The 18,201-nt window shown below is 56.8% G+C and carries 15 protein-coding genes and 1 tRNA gene; 10 read left to right on the top strand and 6 right to left on the bottom strand.

Features of this window, described 5'->3' with window-relative positions; translation table 11 throughout:
• Window positions 1-116 precede the first annotated feature (116 nt).
• The 8 genes from AC0QHF_RS23145 to AC0QHF_RS23110 all read left to right on the top strand — a co-directional run bounded on the left by AC0QHF_RS23145 (window position 117) and on the right by AC0QHF_RS23110 (window position 8,654).
• Window positions 117-278 carry a hypothetical protein gene (locus AC0QHF_RS23145; RefSeq protein ID WP_324706619.1) on the top strand — a complete coding sequence of 54 codons (162 nt, stop codon included), beginning with the start codon at window positions 117-119 and terminating at the stop codon, window positions 276-278.
• Between the two features lie 49 nt (window positions 279-327).
• On the top strand, window positions 328-951 hold the full coding sequence (locus AC0QHF_RS23140; RefSeq protein ID WP_324706630.1) for a hypothetical protein: 624 nt from the start codon (window positions 328-330) through the stop codon (window positions 949-951).
• A 574-nt stretch (window positions 952-1,525) separates the two neighbouring features.
• Window positions 1,526-1,601 (top strand) — tRNA-Arg (locus AC0QHF_RS23135).
• A gap of 102 nt (window positions 1,602-1,703) precedes the next feature.
• Window positions 1,704-1,859 carry a hypothetical protein gene (locus tag AC0QHF_RS23130; RefSeq protein WP_324706618.1) on the top strand — a complete coding sequence of 52 codons (156 nt, stop codon included), beginning with the start codon at window positions 1,704-1,706 and terminating at the stop codon, window positions 1,857-1,859.
• A gap of 66 nt (window positions 1,860-1,925) precedes the next feature.
• Entirely contained in the window at window positions 1,926-2,873 is a 948-nt protein-coding gene (locus AC0QHF_RS23125; RefSeq protein ID WP_324706617.1) for a GNAT family N-acetyltransferase, read from the top strand.
• Between the two features lie 144 nt (window positions 2,874-3,017).
• The gene (locus AC0QHF_RS23120) at window positions 3,018-3,587 is read left to right on the top strand and encodes a PadR family transcriptional regulator (RefSeq protein ID WP_324706616.1); all 570 of its coding nucleotides are present in this window, start codon (window positions 3,018-3,020) and stop codon (window positions 3,585-3,587) included.
• A gap of 108 nt (window positions 3,588-3,695) precedes the next feature.
• Window positions 3,696-5,246 carry an efflux RND transporter periplasmic adaptor subunit gene (locus AC0QHF_RS23115; protein WP_324706615.1) on the top strand — a complete coding sequence of 517 codons (1,551 nt, stop codon included), beginning with the start codon at window positions 3,696-3,698 and terminating at the stop codon, window positions 5,244-5,246.
• A 153-nt stretch (window positions 5,247-5,399) separates the two neighbouring features.
• Window positions 5,400-8,654, top strand: a complete 3,255-nt coding sequence (locus tag AC0QHF_RS23110; RefSeq protein ID WP_324706614.1) for an efflux RND transporter permease subunit — start codon at window positions 5,400-5,402, stop codon at window positions 8,652-8,654.
• A 547-nt stretch (window positions 8,655-9,201) separates the two neighbouring features.
• Here the strand turns inward: AC0QHF_RS23110 and AC0QHF_RS23105 are convergent.
• Window positions 9,202-9,831, bottom strand: a complete 630-nt coding sequence (locus AC0QHF_RS23105) for a TMEM165/GDT1 family protein (protein WP_324706613.1) — start codon at window positions 9,829-9,831, stop codon at window positions 9,202-9,204.
• 588 nt (window positions 9,832-10,419) lie between these two features.
• Here AC0QHF_RS23105 and malQ point away from each other — a divergent pair.
• Complete coding sequence (gene malQ, locus AC0QHF_RS23100) at window positions 10,420-11,928, top strand: 4-alpha-glucanotransferase (RefSeq protein ID WP_324706612.1); 1,509 nt, start codon at window positions 10,420-10,422, stop codon at window positions 11,926-11,928.
• 71 nt (window positions 11,929-11,999) lie between these two features.
• On the opposite strand, the gene AC0QHF_RS23095 is transcribed toward malQ, so the two are convergent.
• Window positions 12,000-12,884: a helix-turn-helix domain-containing protein gene (locus AC0QHF_RS23095; protein WP_324706611.1), complete on the bottom strand. Its 885-nt coding sequence runs from the start codon at window positions 12,882-12,884 to the stop codon at window positions 12,000-12,002.
• On the bottom strand, window positions 12,881-13,687 hold the full coding sequence (locus AC0QHF_RS23090) for a pseudouridine synthase (protein ID WP_324706610.1): 807 nt from the start codon (window positions 13,685-13,687) through the stop codon (window positions 12,881-12,883). Before AC0QHF_RS23090 ends, AC0QHF_RS23095 begins: the two co-directional genes overlap by 4 nt.
• A 457-nt stretch (window positions 13,688-14,144) precedes the next feature.
• Here AC0QHF_RS23090 and AC0QHF_RS23085 point away from each other — a divergent pair, with 457 nt between their 5' ends.
• Window positions 14,145-14,822: an LmeA family phospholipid-binding protein gene (locus AC0QHF_RS23085; protein WP_324706609.1), complete on the top strand. Its 678-nt coding sequence runs from the start codon at window positions 14,145-14,147 to the stop codon at window positions 14,820-14,822.
• Between the two features lie 57 nt (window positions 14,823-14,879).
• Here the strand turns inward: AC0QHF_RS23085 and AC0QHF_RS23080 are convergent, their stop codons facing one another.
• From AC0QHF_RS23080 to AC0QHF_RS23070, 3 genes are all read right to left on the bottom strand, one after another.
• Window positions 14,880-15,773: a phosphatidate cytidylyltransferase gene (locus tag AC0QHF_RS23080; RefSeq protein WP_324706608.1), complete on the bottom strand. Its 894-nt coding sequence runs from the start codon at window positions 15,771-15,773 to the stop codon at window positions 14,880-14,882.
• A 146-nt stretch (window positions 15,774-15,919) separates the two neighbouring features.
• Window positions 15,920-16,522 carry a precorrin-6Y C5,15-methyltransferase subunit CbiT gene (gene cbiT / locus AC0QHF_RS23075; protein ID WP_324706607.1) on the bottom strand — a complete coding sequence of 201 codons (603 nt, stop codon included), beginning with the start codon at window positions 16,520-16,522 and terminating at the stop codon, window positions 15,920-15,922.
• A gap of 43 nt (window positions 16,523-16,565) precedes the next feature.
• A complete protein-coding gene (locus tag AC0QHF_RS23070) occupies window positions 16,566-18,026 on the bottom strand; it encodes an aminotransferase class I/II-fold pyridoxal phosphate-dependent enzyme (RefSeq protein WP_324706606.1) in 1,461 nt (486 codons plus the stop codon).
• Window positions 18,027-18,201 lie beyond the last annotated feature (175 nt).

The following is an 18,201-nucleotide window of genomic DNA, read 5'->3' as shown; positions in this document are numbered from 1 at the left end:
TGGGGGGCTGGCCGATGCCCTGTAGCTCAATGATAGTTTATATAGCTGTCAGCTTTCAGCTTTCAGCTCTCAGCATTCAATTCAAATTGTCTCGAAACCCATTCGGAGGAGTGACGGTGAACCGAGTTGCGATCGCACAAAATACCCTGGAAATTCTCGACTCGGATCTGTTGGGGTGCGATCGCCCGTTCTACAACCGATTCAAAATGGTTTTATTTTCGGTTCTGGATACGACTCCGGCGCAAAAAACTATCTATGTATTTCAAAACCGTTTTTAGATTTTTCAAAATTCAACGATTTAAAAAGGAGGTGATTTCCGTGACTCAGATGACGGTGACGGATGCCCTGGCGGAATTGACGCTGCTGGAAAAGCGGATCGATTCGGCGCGGGCTGCTTTGGAAGGAAACACGTTGATTACAGTGGTCGAAGTGGGGAAGACTCCCACCGGCTACAGATCCCGCGACGAGTACGGCACGAAGGCGCGGGCCGCCCTGCAAAAGGTGGATGCTCTGATCGCCCGTCGGCGCACGATCAAGCGAATTGTCGTCCTGTCCAATGCGTCAACGACGGTGACGGTGGCGGGGGAAGAAATGACCGTCGCGGAGGCGATCGAGATGAAGAATTTCATCCTGTATTACGAGGCGGTTCTCGATACCATGCAGTCGGCCTACAGCCGCGCCCGAAAGGATTTCAATGCAGCCCGGGCGCGGGTCAAAGAACGACTCGACAAACTGGCGATCGAAGTGTTGGGAAAAAACGCGACTTCGGAGAAATATCAGTCTTTGGCGGATAGTTTTCTGGCGAGGGAAGGGGTGGAATTGCTCGACCCCACAGATTTAGCCGCGGAGTGCGATCGCCGTCAAACTTTTGTGGAGGAATTCAAGTCCACCGTCGATCGCATCCTGTCCATCAGCAACGCCCGCACGATGCTGGAAATTCCCGATAATTAGGGTGTGGGGTGTGGGGTGTAGGGGAAGAAATTATTAAATCGTAGGGGCGAATGGCATTCGCCCTCGCAAAATATCTCCGACTCCCGACTCCCGACTCCCGACTCCCGCCTCTTCGTGCTGGCCGTCCGAAAATCTCTAAATTTATGGTTTAGAGATGGATCTTCTTTGGTAGGAGAAAACCATCTCTGCTTGTGGTTAAAGCTCAACGCTAAAAGCTCAAAGCTCAAACCTCACATCTCAACCCTCAGACCATCAAATCTTAACGGATAAAGGTCAAAGTTCGACAAAATCCGGGGGTTTGGTTTCGGGTTTCCATAAAACCTTGAGGTTCTCCACCCGGCTGGGCGGTCAGCACTTTCAATATTGCAAATTTAGTGTATGGCAATGAGCGCTCGTATGTTAACAAATCGAGGGAACCCCGAAAACTTCAAAACCTCGACTTAAAGGGGCTTTGAGTTTTCAAGGACTCCCGACTCCCGATTCTCGACTCCCGCCTATAACGGTAGAATTTGAGTCTTCCAAACTCCAGGTATGGGTTCGAGTCCCATAATTCGCTTCGGAATTGCCGAAAACTGCCCCCATAACTCGACGGACAGAGTGACAGCCTTCTAAGCTGAGGATTCCGGGTTCAAATCCCGGTGGGAGTGCCACCACCAGAGGCCGAAAAGTGAGGCACCGTGCTGATAACGCGGCGACAGGAGGGGCAGTACCTCCCTGGTGGATTGCATTTTTTAATGTGGAGGGATGAACCGATGTTTTTATTTCTGAAAACTCGCCAATTTTGGGCCGATCGCCCGAATTTTGATTGCCATGAGCGAGGAGGGGGCGATCCTCAAGTTCGCCAGCACGATCGCGATCGCCGCCCCGCCGGCCTGATTTTGGGGTCGGCTTATTTCGTTTATAATTGATGGCTTGAAGCTAAATTTTTCGACCTAAAGATCGGGAGAAACCTTGCAGAAAGGTTAATAAAAATTATGAGTACGTTAACCCGTCGCCCCTATCGACAATCGGCGGATTTGGAGGCGATCGCCCACTTATTTAATACCTCGTCCGCCCACGATCGCCTGGAACGATGGACTTCGGGCGATCGCGTCGCCCAGAATTTTCGCTCCCCCGATTTTGACATCAGCCGGGATGTCGCCCTGTGGGAAAATGCCGACGGAGAGGCGATCGCTTACGCCACCGTGTGGGCGACGGATGAATATTTCGAGTTTGTCGTGCACCCGGATTACAGGGATGGGGCGATCGAGGCGGATGTCTTAGCTTGGGCGGAATGCCGGATGCGGGAATTGTCAGAAAAAACGGGAAAACCCGTCCGCCTGCAAACGTCCGCGTACACCACCGAAACCCAACGGCTGGCGGTTTTGGAAGCCCACGGTTTTACCCCGGAACGGCGCTTTTTCCGCATGAAACGTTCCCTGAGCTCCCCGATACCGAAACCCCAGTTTCCGGCGGGGTTCACCTGTCGTGCGATCGCGGGAAAAACCGATGGGAAAGCCTGGGTGGAGATGTTCAACCAAAGCTTTATCGATCACTGGAACCACCACGATCTGACGGTGGAACAGTTCGAGCATGAGTTGGACAATCCCAATTACATCCCAGAACTGAATTTGATCGCTGCTGCGCCGGGCGGAACGTTCGCGGGATTTTGCTGCGGCGCGATTTTCCCGGAAGATAACCGCCACAAAAGCCAGCCAGAAGGTTGGATCAACAGTCTGGGCACTCGCCGGGGGTTCCGCCGGCGGGGTGTGGGACGGGCACTTTTGCTCGAGACGTTGCGCCGCCTGCGGGAAGCGGGGACGGACATCGCCTTGCTGGGGGTGGATGCGGAAAACCCGTCCGGTGCTTTCCGACTTTACCAGTCCGTCGGATTTGATCCGGCGTTGACGATGCGAATTGAGAGCAAATGCTTGAAATCTTAAGCGATAGAAAACGGAATGGAGGGAGCGGCGGAAAATTCTGGCATTTCCCACCTCACCCCCGAAACCCGACTTCGGGGGGGTGGGAATTCTGGACTGATAGGTTAAGATCGAGTATATTCAGAACTTAAGTATCAATTTGATATAATGCTAGAGTTATCCGCCCTGGGACTGTTGCAACGCGAACCTTTGCACGGCTACCGACTGAAGCAACGACTCGAGCTGTTTATGGGGAGTTGCATCAGCGTCAATTACGGTGCAATTTATCCGTTGCTCAAACGTCTGGAGGAGCGGGGATATATTGAAGTGATGCTGGAGGAGGCGGGAGATGCGGGTTCGAGCCGAAAAGTTTATGGCATCACGGCAGCCGGACGCAGGCGCTGGCGGCAGAAGATGCTGGAACAACCCCAAGAAAGTTGGGTGAAGGGCAGAGCTCGGTTTTTGATCAAGTTTTTCTTTTTTAGCGATTTAAATGTAGAAGAACGAATTCGATTGGTGGAACACCGCCTGAGAATTTGTCATCAACGGGACGAATATTTGAACAGTCAAGAAATTGACTATATGCCGAGCGATCCTTACCAAGCAGCGGTCTGGAAACGCGCCAAGTCCCTCCTCAACTCCGAGGTGGATTGGTTGAATCAAACCTTAGAAGATTTAAAGCAGGAAAAATCCTTGGTCATTGCTTTGCCAAAAGATTCTCTACCAAAAGATAGATAGCAAATCGCAATTTATCGCTTTAAATTTCTCAAAATAACCTCCCACAATGAATCGGTTAATTTTCGCGAATAACGTCACTTTCAAATCTCAACTTTTACCGCAATTGATATGTCTCATCCATCATCGACCGAATCATCGGCTCAAAATTCCAATCAGTCCCCAGTCGAATTAAACGACTCTCCCGAGTTGGTGTCGGACGATCGCGATCGCCAACCCGAATCGGACCTTCGCGGCAACCCCGGATGGTTGCAGGTGATTTTGGCCATTTTCCTCGCCCTGGGCGTCGGTTTTGCCGGGGGCCAGTGGTGGAAGGCGACCCAAACGGCGGTGCCCTCCCAGGAAGCCGGCCCGTCCGAGGCGCCGCGGGGCGTCCCCGTGCGATTGGCTGCGGTGGAAACGGAAAATTTCCAGGATCGCTCCGAATTCGTGGGAACCCTGGAGGCGAAGCGATCGGTGGAAGTCAAGCCGGAAGTCGGGGGGCGCGTCACCCGGATTTTTGTCGAGTCTGGGGATAGGGTAACGCGGGGACAGGCGATCGCGCGACTGAAAAGCGACGAGTTGGAGACCGAACTCCGGCAAGCCCAAGCCAACCTGGTGCGGACCCAAGCCCGAGTGGCGGAACTGCGGGCCGGCAGTCGCCCCGAAGAAATCGCCGAAGCCCAAGCCCGAGTGGTGGAAGCCCAAGCCCGACTCGCCGACGCGGAATCCGGCAGCTTCCTGGCCGAAATCAACCAGGCCCAGGCCCAAATTGACGCCAGCATCGCCGAAGCGGAACTGGCCCAAAAGCGGGTGAACCGATTTGAGGAATTGACCGAAGCCGGCGCCATTTCCCGGGACGAATTCGATACATTAGTTTCGGAACTCGAAACCGCCGAGGCCGACTTGAGGGCCGATCAACGGCGGTTAGAACAGTTACAGAAAAACCGCCAATCCGAAATCGCCCTCAGACGGGCGGAAGTGGAACAGGCCCGACAGGTACTCCGGCGCCTGGAAAACGGCACCCGCCTCGAAGAAATCGACCAGGCGGAAGCCCAGGTCGCCGAAGCCGCGGCCCGGGTTAACCAGTTGGAAGTACAGTTAGCCGAAAGTGCCGTCGAAGCCCCCTTTGACGGGGTGATCGGCGATGTGACCGTCAAAGAGGGAGACTACATCCAACAGGGCGACCCCCTCACCACCCTGACGGAAAACGATCGCCTGGAATTGCGGTTGCCGATTCCCCTGGAACGGAAATCCGACCTGGAAATGGGGCTGGCCGTGCGGATGCGCGACCCCCAAGGCAATTCCCTCGGCACGGGGCGGATCAGCTTTATTTCCCCCACCGTCAACCCGGATTCCCAGACCATTTTGGCGAAAGCCACGTTTCCGAACCCCGACGGACAGTTGCGAAACGGTCAATTCGTGCGGGCGGACGTGATTTGGGACGAAAAACCGGGCGTGGTGGTGGTTCCCATGACCGCCGTGCAGTTTTTGGGGGACGAACGGTTCGTCTTCGTGGCCGAAGGGGGAGACAATCCCACGGCCAAAAAACAGGTGATCCGTTTGGGGTTAATTCGAGGCGATCGCGCCGAAGTCCTGGAAGGGCTGCGCCCCGGCGAAAAACTGATCGTCTCCGGCATCCAAAAACTATCCGACGGAACGCCGATTCAACCCAAGAATTAGGGAGGGGAATTTTAGATTTTAGATTTTAGATTTTAGATTCCCCATTTTGGGAGAAGTGAGGAGTTAGAAGAGAGAAGTGAGAAGTTTATCTGTCCTCTATTCTCTCTTCTCTTTCCTCCCTACACCCTACACCCTACACCCTACACCCTGCCTATGTTTACCAACTTTTTTATCAGGCGTCCGGTTTTTGCGACGGTTTGTTCATTGTTAATTGTCCTGATCGGATTGGTCGGATTTACCCGGCTTCCGGTGCAGGAATATCCCAGCATCGATCCCCCGGTCGTCACCGTCCGCACCACCTACCCCGGTGCCAATGCGGAGGTAGTGGAAACGGAGGTGACGGAAATTTTGGAGGCGGAAATTAACGGGGTGGAGGGGTTGAAAACCCTGACTTCCTCCAGCCGGGAGGGGATCAGTTCCATTACCGCTCAGTTTGACGTCGATCGCGATTTGGAAGCCGCCGCCCAGGACGTGCGATCGCGGGTTTCGCGGGCGACGGACGAACTTCCCGACGACGTGGACACCCCGGTTGTTTCCAAAGAGAGTAGCGACGACGATCGGATCATGTGGATCGCCATTTACGGCGATCGCTTCTCCAACTTGGAATTGAGCAACTACGCCGATCGCTTCCTCAAAAACGCCCTGGAAACCGTCGATGGGGTGGGCAGCATCTTCATCGGGGGAGAGCGGCGCTACGCCATGAGACTGTGGCTGGACCCCGATCGCATGGCGGCTCGCAACGTCACCGCTTTGGACGTGGAAGACGCCCTGCGACGGCAAAACGTGGAAATCCCCAGCGGACGCATCGAGGGGCAAAGCACCGAATATCCCGTCCGCACCCTCGGGCGGTTGAGAGATCCCGCCGAATACGAAGATCTCGTCATCCGCCGCAACCCCGACGGGGCGTTAATTCGCCTCCGGGATGTCGGTTACGCCGAGATCGGGGCCGAAAGCGATCGCACCATCGCCCGGTTCCGGGGAACCCCCGCCGTCGCCCTGGGGGTGAGCAAACTCTCCGGCGCCAACCTGTTGGAAGTCGCCAACGGGGTGAAAGCCAGAATTAAGGAACTCTCCGAGAGCTTCCCCGAGGGGATGAATTACACCATCGCCGTGGACTATTCCGAATTCGTGCAGGTGGCGATCGATGAAGTGTGGGAAACGTTATTGTTGGCGATCGTTCTCGTCGTATTGGTGATCTTCGCCTTCCTGAAAAACTGGCGGGCTACCCTCATCCCCACCCTCACCATCCCCGTCTCTTTGATCGGCGCCTTCGGGGCGATGTTCTTCCTGGGCTTTTCCATTAACGTCCTGACGCTGTTTGCCCTCACCCTCTCCACCGGACTGGTGGTGGACGATACCATCGTCGTACTCGAAAATATCGTCCGCTACATCGACGAAAAGAAAATGCACCCCTTCCCCGCCGCCATCCACGCCATGCGGGAAGTGGTGTTCGCCGTCATCGCCACCACCGTCGTCCTGATCGCCGTCTTCGTCCCCGTCGGCTTTTCCGGCGGTTCCACCGGACAAATTTTCAACGAATTTGCCATCACCCTCGCGATCGCCGTCGTCTTCTCCTCCTTCGTCGCCCTCACCCTGGCGCCGGCGGTTTCGGCGCGACTGCTGACCCCCTCCCACGCCAGCAACAATCCCATCATGCGGCTGTTTTCTGCCCCCCTCAACGGCTTCGACTGGCTGCTGCGGCGCATCCAGGCAGCCTACGATCGCACCCTGCGGATGATGATGGCGGCTAAACCCGTGGTTTTGGTGGGATTCGTGGCGGCTTTGGGACTGACGGCTTGGCTGTTCGTCCAACTGCCCCAAGGGTTCCTCCCCACCGAAGATCGCGGCCGTATTTTTATTCCCATCAACGCGCCAGAAGGGGTGAGTATCGAGTATACGAATAATGTCGTGCAACAGGTCGAGGAGGTGCTGGCTGACGTCCCCGAAATGGAAGCCTATTTCACCATCACCGGTTTCGGGCGGGGGGCCTCCCAGGCGAACCGGGGTTTCGCCTTTACCCGCCTCAAATCCTGGTCGGAACGCACCGAACCCGGCCAGTCCCAGCAGGAGATCGTCAAACGGCTGTTCGGCCAGTTTTCCCGCATTACCGACGCGATGATCTTCCCCATCAACCCCAGTTCCCTCCCCGGAAGTGGGCGGGGCCAGCCGGTGCAGTTCGTCCTCCAGGGCACGGATATCGGCGAGTTGGCCGCCGTGTCGGACGAGTTGGCGAAGGAGGCGCAAAATCTGCCCCAATTGGTGAACGTGGACACCGATTTGAAGCTGAATAAACCGGAGTTGGTGCTGGAAGTGGAGCGATCGCAGGCTGGAAATTTGGGGGTTTCGGTGCAGCAAATCGCCCGCACCCTGCAAATCATGCTGGGGGGGCGGGATATCACCAATTTCAACGAGGGCAACCAGCGTTACGATGTTATCGTCCGGGCTCAGAAAGAATATCGCGCCAGTCCGGAGGATATTGAGGAACTCTACGTCCGCGCCGAGTCGGGGGAGATGGTGCCCATCAGCAGCGTGGTTTCGGTGCGCGACTCCACTCTTCCCCCGCAAATTAACCACTTTAACCGCTTCCGTTCCGCGACATTAGAAGGCAGTCCCGCCGCCGGGTACAGTCTGGGCGAGGCGTTGGAGGCGATGCAGAATTTGGCCGATCGCGTCATCCCCGAGACGATGCGGACGGCCCTGGCTGGGGAGTCCCTGGAGTTCAGCGAGGCGGGACAGGCGACGGTCTACATTTTCGGTCTGGCGTTGGCGTTTATTTTCCTGACGCTGGCGGCGCAGTTCGAGAGTTTTATCGATCCGATCGTGATTTTGTTGGCGGTTCCTTTGTCGCTTTTGGGGGCGTTCGGGGCGCTGTGGATGGCGCAGTTGGAGTTGAATATTTACAGTCGCATCGGCCTGATCATGCTGATCGGACTTTCGACGAAAAACTCGATTTTGATCGTGGAATTTGCCAACCAATTGCGCTCTCAGGGGCGATCGATTCAACAGGCGGCGATCGAGGCCGGACGGGTGCGATTTCGCCCGATTTTGATGACCGCTTTTTCGACCATTTTCGGCGTGATGCCGCTGGCTTTCGCCACGGGTGCGGGGGCGGCGAGTCGCGTCTCCATCGGGATGTCGGTGATGGGGGGAATGTTGGTTTCGACGCTGCTGAGTTTGTATGTGGTGCCGGTATTTTATGCGATCGCCACCAATTTGCAATCTCGGCTGACGGGCAAATCCAAGCACCTGCCGGGGGAATTGGGGGAATCGATCTACTATGCCGAGGCGAATGGAAATGGCAATGGTAATGGCAACGGCAACGGCAACGGTTATCACCCTGAGAACAATTCCCACCCGCCGGATGGGGAGGGGGTGAAAAAAGGCGATCGGCAAAATTTGAAGAATTGATGTCGGTATCGGTTTTGATGGGGAAAGCCCACTTTTTCAACCCATTTCCCAATCCATCTGTGGGGGCAAGCCTCTGCGCTTGCCCTAGGTGAATGATAGGGTTTGGCAATTCATTAATCGGACAACCCATTTACTCATCAACCGGGCAACCAGAGACGGTTGCCCCCACAGTGATTGACTTTGAGGATTGACTTTGAGGAAAAAATTGAAGTTGCCCGTCAGGAGGGAGCGACAGAGCTCGATCTCAGTCAAATGGGACTGACAGAATTACCCGATGCGATCGCATCCCTGACCGAGTTGCAATTGAGACATTGGGGAGAAAAGAAACCGGGTTTCTATAAGAGTTCCTATTTCTCAACCTGATTGTCCGCAAGAAACCCGGTTTCTAGCTGCGGTGAGATTGAACGAGAGTGAAACCCCCGCTGACGACGGATTGACGGAGTGGCATCCGGCATTTTTATCGTTGGGAAAAACCGGCGAGTGGAAGCATCTTTAATACTGATCGCGATCGCGTCCCGGAAACGTGCGATCGCTATTTTATCCCCCCCTAAACCGCCGCAGTTCCCACGCCATCAACCCAGGCGACGAGGCTGAAAACCAAGAACAAACAACCGCCGATCGCGGTGATGGTGCGTTCGGAGATGTGTCCGGCGATCAGCCGCCCCCCCAAAACGGCGATCGCGGCACAGATGGCGTGTCCCAAAGTCGCCCCGACGACGACTCCGACGGGGTGGTAAGCGGCGGCGAGGGCGATGGTGGCGATTTGGGTGCGATCGCCCCACTCGGCGATAAAGGTGAGGGAAAAGGCTTCGGTGAGGATTCCCAAATTGCCCTTGCGTTTCGGAAAATTCGACCCCTCCACCGCCTCGATCGCTTCTTTTTCTTCCCCGGAATTCGCCTTATTTTGGGGCATCTGGCTGGCTTCGTAGAGCAATTTGATGCCGAACAGGGCGAACAGGGCAATTTCCGCCCAGTGCAGGTAAATGGGCGGCAGGAATGAGACGACCTGCCCCATCGCCACCGATAAAACCGTCATGGTTGCCAGGGCTGCGACCACCCCCGCGAACACCAGTTTTCGGGAATGTCGCAGGGACAAAATGACGGCGATAAAAAAGGTTTTGTCTCCGAGTTCGGAAAGGGTGATCAGTAGGAGTCCGGCGGTGAAAGCGGTTAGCATGGTGCGATCGAGTCAGTCCGTTCGAGTCTGTCAATTTTACGGGCAGACGGGATAAAAAGTTCGCCATCTGAACTTCGGAAACGATCGATATCGCGATCGCCCGGGAACTTTTTAAACGGCCCGATTGGTTTCTCTCTTCACTTCTAGACTATCACGCGATCGCCGATTTGATGCGGGAAATTTGCGATCGGATCGACCCTTTCATAAATCATTCATTTTGTTTTCATTTATCTTTAATTTTCTGAAATTCGGCATCGTCTGTCTGTGTCCCGCCATACAAAACAGTTGCGATCGCCAAAATTAAATTTCTAACTTTGGTCAGATTGGGCTCTCCCCGTTTTTTGCTAAACTCGCCCCCAGTCCAGAGAAGAGAGGCCAAAATACCGACTTCTCAATCCTCATCCCATCCCCGACTCCGAATTTGGCAATTTTCCGTCAGGCGACAGCCATTCGGGTAAGATGTTTGCAGATGGGATCGGACCGATCTGGCACGATCGCCAGTCGGTTTGGAGGTACTGCTGGGCGATCGATGTCCGGATGGCGATCCACCCTTTGACCCGTTGAACTACTCATATCTCTAGGTTTGTTATGTCATTTCAACCAAGATCTAGCGGGATTTTGTTGCACCCCACTTCCCTTCCCAGTCGATACGGGATCGGAGACTTGGGGCCGAATGCCTATCAGTTTGTCGATTTTCTCAACGAGAGCAACCAACAACTCTGGCAAATTTTACCGCTGGGTCCGACCGGGTTCGGAAATTCCCCCTACCTCTCCTACTCGGCTTTCGCCGGAAACCCTCTCCTCATCAGTCCCGATATGTTGGCGGAGGCGGGGTTGCTGACCGAAGAAGATCTGGCCGAAGTCCCACCCCTGCCCACCGATATGGTCGATTTCGACCGGGTGCGGGAGGTGAAGACCCCCCTATTTAAGAAAGCGTTCCAGAACTTTCGGGAAAATGGGTCGCCGGAACTCGAACACGAATTTCACGAATTTTGCCACCAAAAGAGCTACTGGCTGGAAGATTACGCCTTTTTCATGTCTCTCAAGGACGCCCAGGGGGACGCGAGTTGGCACACTTGGGACGACGGCATTTCCCGGCGCAAGCCAGAGGCCGTGAGCAAATGGAAGGAGAAGCTCGGAGAGGATATTTATTATCACAAATATCTCCAATTCACGTTCAACCGCCAGTGGGCGAATTTGAAGCGCTACGCCAACGAACAGGGGATTCGGATTTTCGGAGATCTGGCGATTTATGTAGCCCACGACAGCGCCGACGTCTGGGCGCACCCGGAAATTTTCTGTCTGGACGGGGAAACCGGGGAAGCCGCGCTGATGGCGGGGGTGCCGCCGGATTACTTCAGCGAAACCGGCCAACTGTGGGGAAATCCGGTCTACAACTGGGAGCGCCTCCAGCAAAATGGGTTCGAGTGGTGGGTGCAGCGGATTCAGGCGATGTTGGATTACGTCGATTTGATCCGCATCGACCACTTCCGGGGTTTGGAGTCCTTCTGGGCGGTTTCCCAGGGGGAGACGACGGCGATGAATGGCCAGTGGGTCAGCGCCCCCGGAGAGGGCTTGTTTCACGCGATCGAGGAGCGGTTGGGGCGGCTGCCGATTATCGCCGAAGATCTGGGGATCATCACCCCGGAGGTGGAGGCTCTGCGGGATAAATTCGAGTTGCCGGGGATGAAGGTGCTGCATTTCGCCTTCGACTCGGGGCCGGAGAACCCCTATCTGCCCTACAACTACACCTCGCCCAACTGGGTGGTGTATACGGGGACCCACGACAACGATACGACCGTGGGCTGGTTCAACCGGCGGACGGTGAAGGAACAGGCGCGGGTGACTCGGTATTTGGGGGCCGTCCTCGACTACGGCATCCACTGGGACATGATCCGGCTGGCCCTGTCTTCCGTGGCGAATCAGGCGGTTTTTCCCCTGCAGGACGTGTTGGGACTCGGGAGCGAAGCCAAGATGAACAAACCCAGCACGGCGGAAGGGAACTGGGCCTGGCGGTGCGAACCGGGGATGCTGACGGACGAACTCCGCGATCGCCTCAAGTTCTGGACCGACACCTACGGGCGATCGCCGCGATAATGTCCGATCTCAATCGGGTGTAAGGTGTGGGGCGATCGGGGGATTTTCCCGGATCGCCCCCCCTTCGCCGGTTAGGAACTCGGAGTGTCGTCGGTTCCTTGGGTATTCCCCACCTTGAAAACCGCCTCTTCCACCATTCCGGGTTCTCCGAGGCGTTTGGCTTCGCCGTCGTTGACGGTGACGAGGACGCCCCCGGCATTTCCGGCGACCACCACGACTTCATTCTTCGCTTTCCAACTTTTCTGGGTGCCGCCGGATAAAATCCCCTGAAATTCGGTCTTGCCGTCCACTTCGACCAGAACCCAGGACTCGTCCTTGACCGTGATTCCGACTTCCACATCCCGGATGACGGGTTTCGGGTCCGGAGTCGCACTCGGGGAGGGGGAAGCGTTTTCCACCTTCACCGTGGCCGGTTGGGAAGTTGAGGGAGGCGCGGAATTTCGCGCCATTTCCACCGATTCGCCGCCCGGTTCGGCTTCGGTGACGGCTTCTTCAGGAGAAGTCCGGATCAAATAGGATAAACCGTTGATGGCACAAATAACGAGCAGAATATAAGTCAGATACAGGTGGCTCGGCCGCAGTTGGGGAGCGCGGAGCCATTTCAAGGACGTTTGGAGCGATCGCCCCGTCGGTTCCGGCAAAAAGAAATTCGCCAATTCTTCCCCGTCTAATCCGAGGGCGTCGGCGTACCGCCGGATCAGCCCCCGGGTGTAAACGGGTTCGGGAAGGCGATCCATCCGGCCTTCTTCGAGGGCCCGCAGCAAGTGGGAGCGAATGCGAGTATAGGTCGCCACCATATCCAACGAGAGGGAATGGTCGATGCGGGTCTGACGCAACTGCTCTCCAATATCCGATAACCGCTGCACCTGTTCGGTATCAAATCGAGTTTGCTGTTGCCCGGGACTCTGAGAATTCGTGTTCAATTTAAACATTGGGGGCCTGAGAGTCAGTTTCATATGCCGTCCTCCTCAAGATCGACTGCCAAATTTCCAGATACACTCACCGTTTCGAGATCGACTCGATGTTTGAGGAAACGCACTTCAGAGGTTTCGAGGGGCCGGTAGTGACCGCGAGGTAATTCCAATTGTCCAGTCGGGTTCAGGTGAATCGGTCCGATCGCCGTGCGGTGCAGTTGAACCACGGGATATCCCAGGGATTCTGCCACTCGGCGGATTTGCCGATTTCTACCTTCACATAAAATCACTTCCAATACAGTTTGTGAACTCCGGCGCTTCCCCAAGCGCCGAACTTTCGCCGGTAATGTCTTTTTTCCGGAGAGCAAAATCCCTTGCCGCCACCGCTCCAAAGCCGATTCGGGGGGGCTACCTTGGACGACGACCCGATAGGTTTTGGGGACGTGATAGCGGGGATGGGTGAGCCGGAATGTCAGTTCGCCGTCATTCGTGAGCAACAATGCCCCGCTGGAATTGCTGTCCAACCGGCCGACCGGATGAATGCCCCGGCCCCCCCGCCAGTGGGGGGGCAACAGATCCAAAACCGTCCGCCGTCCCTGCGGATCGGCACAGGTGGAAACGACACCCAGAGGTTTGTTTAAAAGCAGGTAAATCGGTTGAGTCTGTTGGGATGGTTGCACCGGCCGTCCGTCAATTTCGACGCGATCGCGAGTCGGATCGATCTTTTGACCCAAATGCGCCGTGCTGCCATTCACCCTCACCCGTCCTTCGACGATCATCCCCTCCGCATGACGGCGGGAGGCGATACCCCAGCGAGCTATGATTTTTTGTAGCCTTTCATCCATAGGTGTGCAGGATGTCGGAAATTTGAACCGATCAGTTATGTCATGGCCGAAACCCGGCGTTGACGGCCGGGGTGGCGGGCAGCCAGAGGTAAACGACTCGCCCTGTCGTGAACAGGTTTTCAGACAATTTGGACTGAGCCGAGCTAAATTGTTGCACAAATCCACCAACTCTGTACAAATCTTACACCGACCCGTAATTTTTCCTACGTCTCAGGAGAGATGCTGCGATTCTCGATTCGGTGCTTCTGCCGGGGTGAGTGTTTGACTCTTGCTTCTGTTCTATCACATCCGGTGGCTCCCAACCCTTGTTGACCCGCCACGATTCCGAATTCGGCCGCGGCCACATGGCATTTTCTTGATAGACGGCGAGGGAAGAGGTTACAATCCACGGACATTCAATGGGCCTCCCCATCGGGGGGGGTCAACATCAGCAATGGTAGGTTGGGGAGTGAAAAAAGTGAAAGCGACTGAAGCGCAACAAAAGAAACTGATCGGAACCGTCCTGTCCGCGGCGGTGCAATTCTACCTGCGATCGCAGGCGGAGCGGGTCGAATCTCTGAAAATTCACATCGGCGGGAACAACCGATCGCTCTTGAGCGGCCGAATTCCCGATGTCTCGGTCTCGGCGCGAGGGGTAATTTATCGAGGCCTGCACCTGAGTCAAATCGCCCTCAACGCTTCCCGCATCCGCATCAACTTGGGCCAAGTCCTGCAGGGCAAACCCCTACAACTCCTCGAACCCATCCCCGTCGAGTGCGACCTGCAACTCTACGCCGGGGACCTCGATGCCTCGGCCCGATCCCCCCTCCTCGCCGATGCCCTCACCCAACTGCTCCGATCCCACTTTCTCCTACCGGCGGGGAACCTGGAAAACCTGCAATTGACATTGGGAGCAAACCGCCTCAAACTGACGGCCGATTTAACCGGCGTCCCCCTCACCTTGACGACCCAATTACAACTGGCCAGTCCCACCCAACTCCGATTGGCCGAACCTCGCCTTCAGATGCCCCACCTTGTCCCCGAAACCCATCGGTCGGACATGACCCTCGATCTCGGTTCCGACGTGGACATTCAGGATCTCGGCGTCAGTGCCGAACAACTCACCCTGCGGGGAATTATTTGGGTTAAACCGTAGTTGGGGAAAGTGAAAAGTGAAATTTTCCCGACTCCCGATTCCCGACTCCCGATTCCCTCATTTCGCCAGCCAAGGCAAAATTAGGGTCACGAAATAATAGACCAGGGGGGCGGTGAAAACGTAGCTGTCGGCGCGATCGAGGATGCCGCCGTGGCCGGGGATCAGTTGGCCGGAGTCCTTGACCCCCGCATCCCGTTTCATCATCGATTCGGTGAGATCGCCCAAGAGGCTGGCGATGCCAATGATGGAGCCGAGGGCGACCCCCGTCCAGGGAAATCCGGGCCAGCGGAGGAACCAGGCCCCGGCGATCGCGACCCCGATGCTGCCCAACACGCCGAACACCGCCCCTTCCACCGTCTTTTTGGGGCTGATGTCGGAGAGGCGGGTGCGGCCGAAAAATTTGCCGACGATGTAGGCGCCGATGTCGGCGGCCCAGATGCAGCCGAAGGCGAGGAGGGTGACGGTCAGTCCTTGGGTGAGGGGGTAGGACAGATGCCAGGATACCGGCCAGTCACCTTGCAGGGAGAGCGGATCGGCGATCGCGGTGGTGCCCGGGGGGGGAAAGGCGTCGAAACCCACCCGCAGTCTGATCCAATAGCTGGGCAAATAGCCGCCGTAGAACAGTCCCAAAATCGAGGCGGCAATATCGGCGATGGTGGAGAGTTTGGGTTGGAACAGCAGGTAAAAACAGATCAGGGTTCCCGCTAAGGCGAACATGGCGTCCACCAGGGGGGGAGCCAGGGCGGCGGTGATCAACAACGCCTGACTGACGGCGAGGGTGGTTTTCCCGGCGGGTTCGATGCCCTTCGCCCGCACCAATTGAAAGTATTCGAGTTGGCCGAGGTAGACGATGACCCCAAAACCGAGCGTGAAGTACCATCCCCCCAGCGTCAGCATCACTAACGCCAGGGCGATCGCCACAATTCCACTGATGACACGAGACCAAGGCATAATTAAGAAGCATTCCCAGTGCGAACCCGCCGGGTCGGACGGCCGAGCCGTTCCAACCCCACAGTTTATCAGTATGACCGTTAATGAAAGGTTAAAAGGTTAAATATTGCAATGAAGGTTGGCGGTCCGGGGGCATCGCACCCGGGCTAGTCCATTTTCTCGCCGCTGAGGATGAACATCGGGTCGATCGCCGCAAAACTCCCGGACCCGCCCCGGCCCTCCAAACGGTTGATGGAGGACTGGACGACTTCCACGTTCCGCACCTGCAACTCGGCAAACCCCTCCGAAATCAAATACAAACTCTCCAAACTCGAAGCGGTGGCGACAATTCGCCCCCCGGATTCCAGGTATTTCCAAGCCGTCGCCAGGATATCCTTGATCGCCCGCCCCCCCTCCAAACAGACCCGGTGGGGGCGGTGGGGCAGGTCGTGCAGGCACTCGGGGGCACTCCCCTCGATCACGTCAACATTGGTCACGCCGAAGCGATCGCAGTTGTTGCGGATCAAATGGGCGACCTCCTCATCCCGCTCCACGGCGACGATCCGGCCCTGGGGACACAGCAGCCCCGTTTCCACCGGAATCGTCCCCGTCCCGGCGCCGATATCCCAAACCACCGAATCCGGCCGCAAGCGCAAATACGAAATCAACAGCAACCGCACCTCGCGCTTACTCATGGGAATTCCCGGTAGGCGCTCGAACAGTTCGTCGGGGATGCCGGGGGTGATGTAGGGCCAGAGTGAGGAAGACATAGATTCGGTGTGGGTTGAGTTGAAGGTTTGCAGATTGTGGGATCTAGACGACCACCCGCAGGGTTTCCAGACTCGGGTCGCCGCATCCGACGATTTGCCCCCCCAAAGCGCGGACCTGTCTGAGGAATGCGATCGCCTCCTCGGAAATCACCTCTCCGGGCCACAGGACCGGAATTCCGGGAGGATAGGGACAGATGCACTCCGCACCGATCCGGCCGCGGCACTCCCCGATCGGGAGTTGGGCGGTTTCGGCGAAATACGCATCTCTGGGAGACAGGGCCGGGACGGACGCCGGGGGAGTGGGAAGAACGGTGCGGGGAAATCGGCAAGAATCCCGCTCCAATTCCTCCGCCCGCCGGATCAGACCCGCGAACCCCTCCGCCATGTCGTCGATGTCCTGCTGTGTGTTGGCCGGACTCACGATAAAAGTCAAATTCTGAAAATCCGGCAACTCGGCCGTCACCCGAAACTGCCGGTGCAGAATTTCATCCGCTTCGTAGCCGCTCAGACCCAAACCCGCGACATCGACGGTCAACCGGGTGCGATCGCGGGCCAGACACCCCGGACGGGATTCGGCATCGTAAACCCGCAAAAGGGGCAGTTGATGCAGTCGATTTCTTGCTCTCCCTGCCAATTTTAGCGCCTGGTCGATGCGTTTTTTCCCTTGAGTCGCCATTTGGTGGCGGGCCGCGTCCAGGGAGGCGAGGAGGAGGTAGCTGGGACTGGTGGACTGGAGCATTTCCAGGGCGCGATCGAGGCGGGAAATATCGATGCGATCGCCCTTAATATGCAGCATGGAGGCCTGATTCATCGCCCCCAACACCTTGTGGGTGGATTGTACCGTCAGGTCGGCCCCCGCAGCCAGGGCGGAAATGGGTAAGTCGGGGTGAAAGCCGAAGTGGCCGCCGTGGGCTTCATCGACGAGGAGGGGGATATGATGAGTGTGGACGATCGCGGCAATTTTTTCCAAATCCCCGCAAATCCCCCGGTAGGTGGGGTGCACGGCCAGCACCGCTTTGATGTCCGGGTGTCGTCGCAACGTGGATGCGATCGCCTCCGGGGTGAGACTCAGGGGGATATTCCAATCGGGGTCAATTTCGGGATTGACGAAAACTGCGATCGCCCCGGACATCACCAGCCCGGAAATAACGGAACGGTGGACGGTTCGCGGGACTAAAATTTTCTCGCCCGGATTGCACGTCGCCAGGATAGCGGCCACAATTCCCACCGTAGAGCCGTTGATTAAAAAGCGGGTGCGATCGCTCCCGAACGCCTCCGCCGCCAGTTCTTGGGCCTCCAGAATCACCCCGAACGGCGCGAACAGATTATCCAATTCCGGCAATTCCGGCACATCCGCCCGAAACACCTGCGACCCCAAAACCGCCGCCAGGGGTTCGGGAATGCCTTGCCCCCGCCGATGTCCGGGGGTGTAGAAGGCAGCGTGGGGGCGATCGGCTACGTCTTTGAGGGCTTTTAGTAAAGGGATTTGATTTTGATCGAGCATGAGATTAATGGGGACAGAAGTTGGAATGCGGCACTCGCCCTCACCCCCAGCCCCTCTCCCAATTCTGGGAGAGGGGAGTCAATCCGGTTCCCCCCTTACTCCCCCCTTACTCCCCCCTTACTCCCCCCTTTCTCCCCCCTTTCTCCCCCCTTTCAAAGGGGGGCTGGGGGGGATG

The sequence above is a fragment of the Lyngbya sp. CCY1209 genome (genome assembly GCF_055795065.1).
The sequence above is the reverse complement of the archived record's forward strand: the minus strand, read 5'-3'. Positions and strand labels throughout refer to the sequence as shown.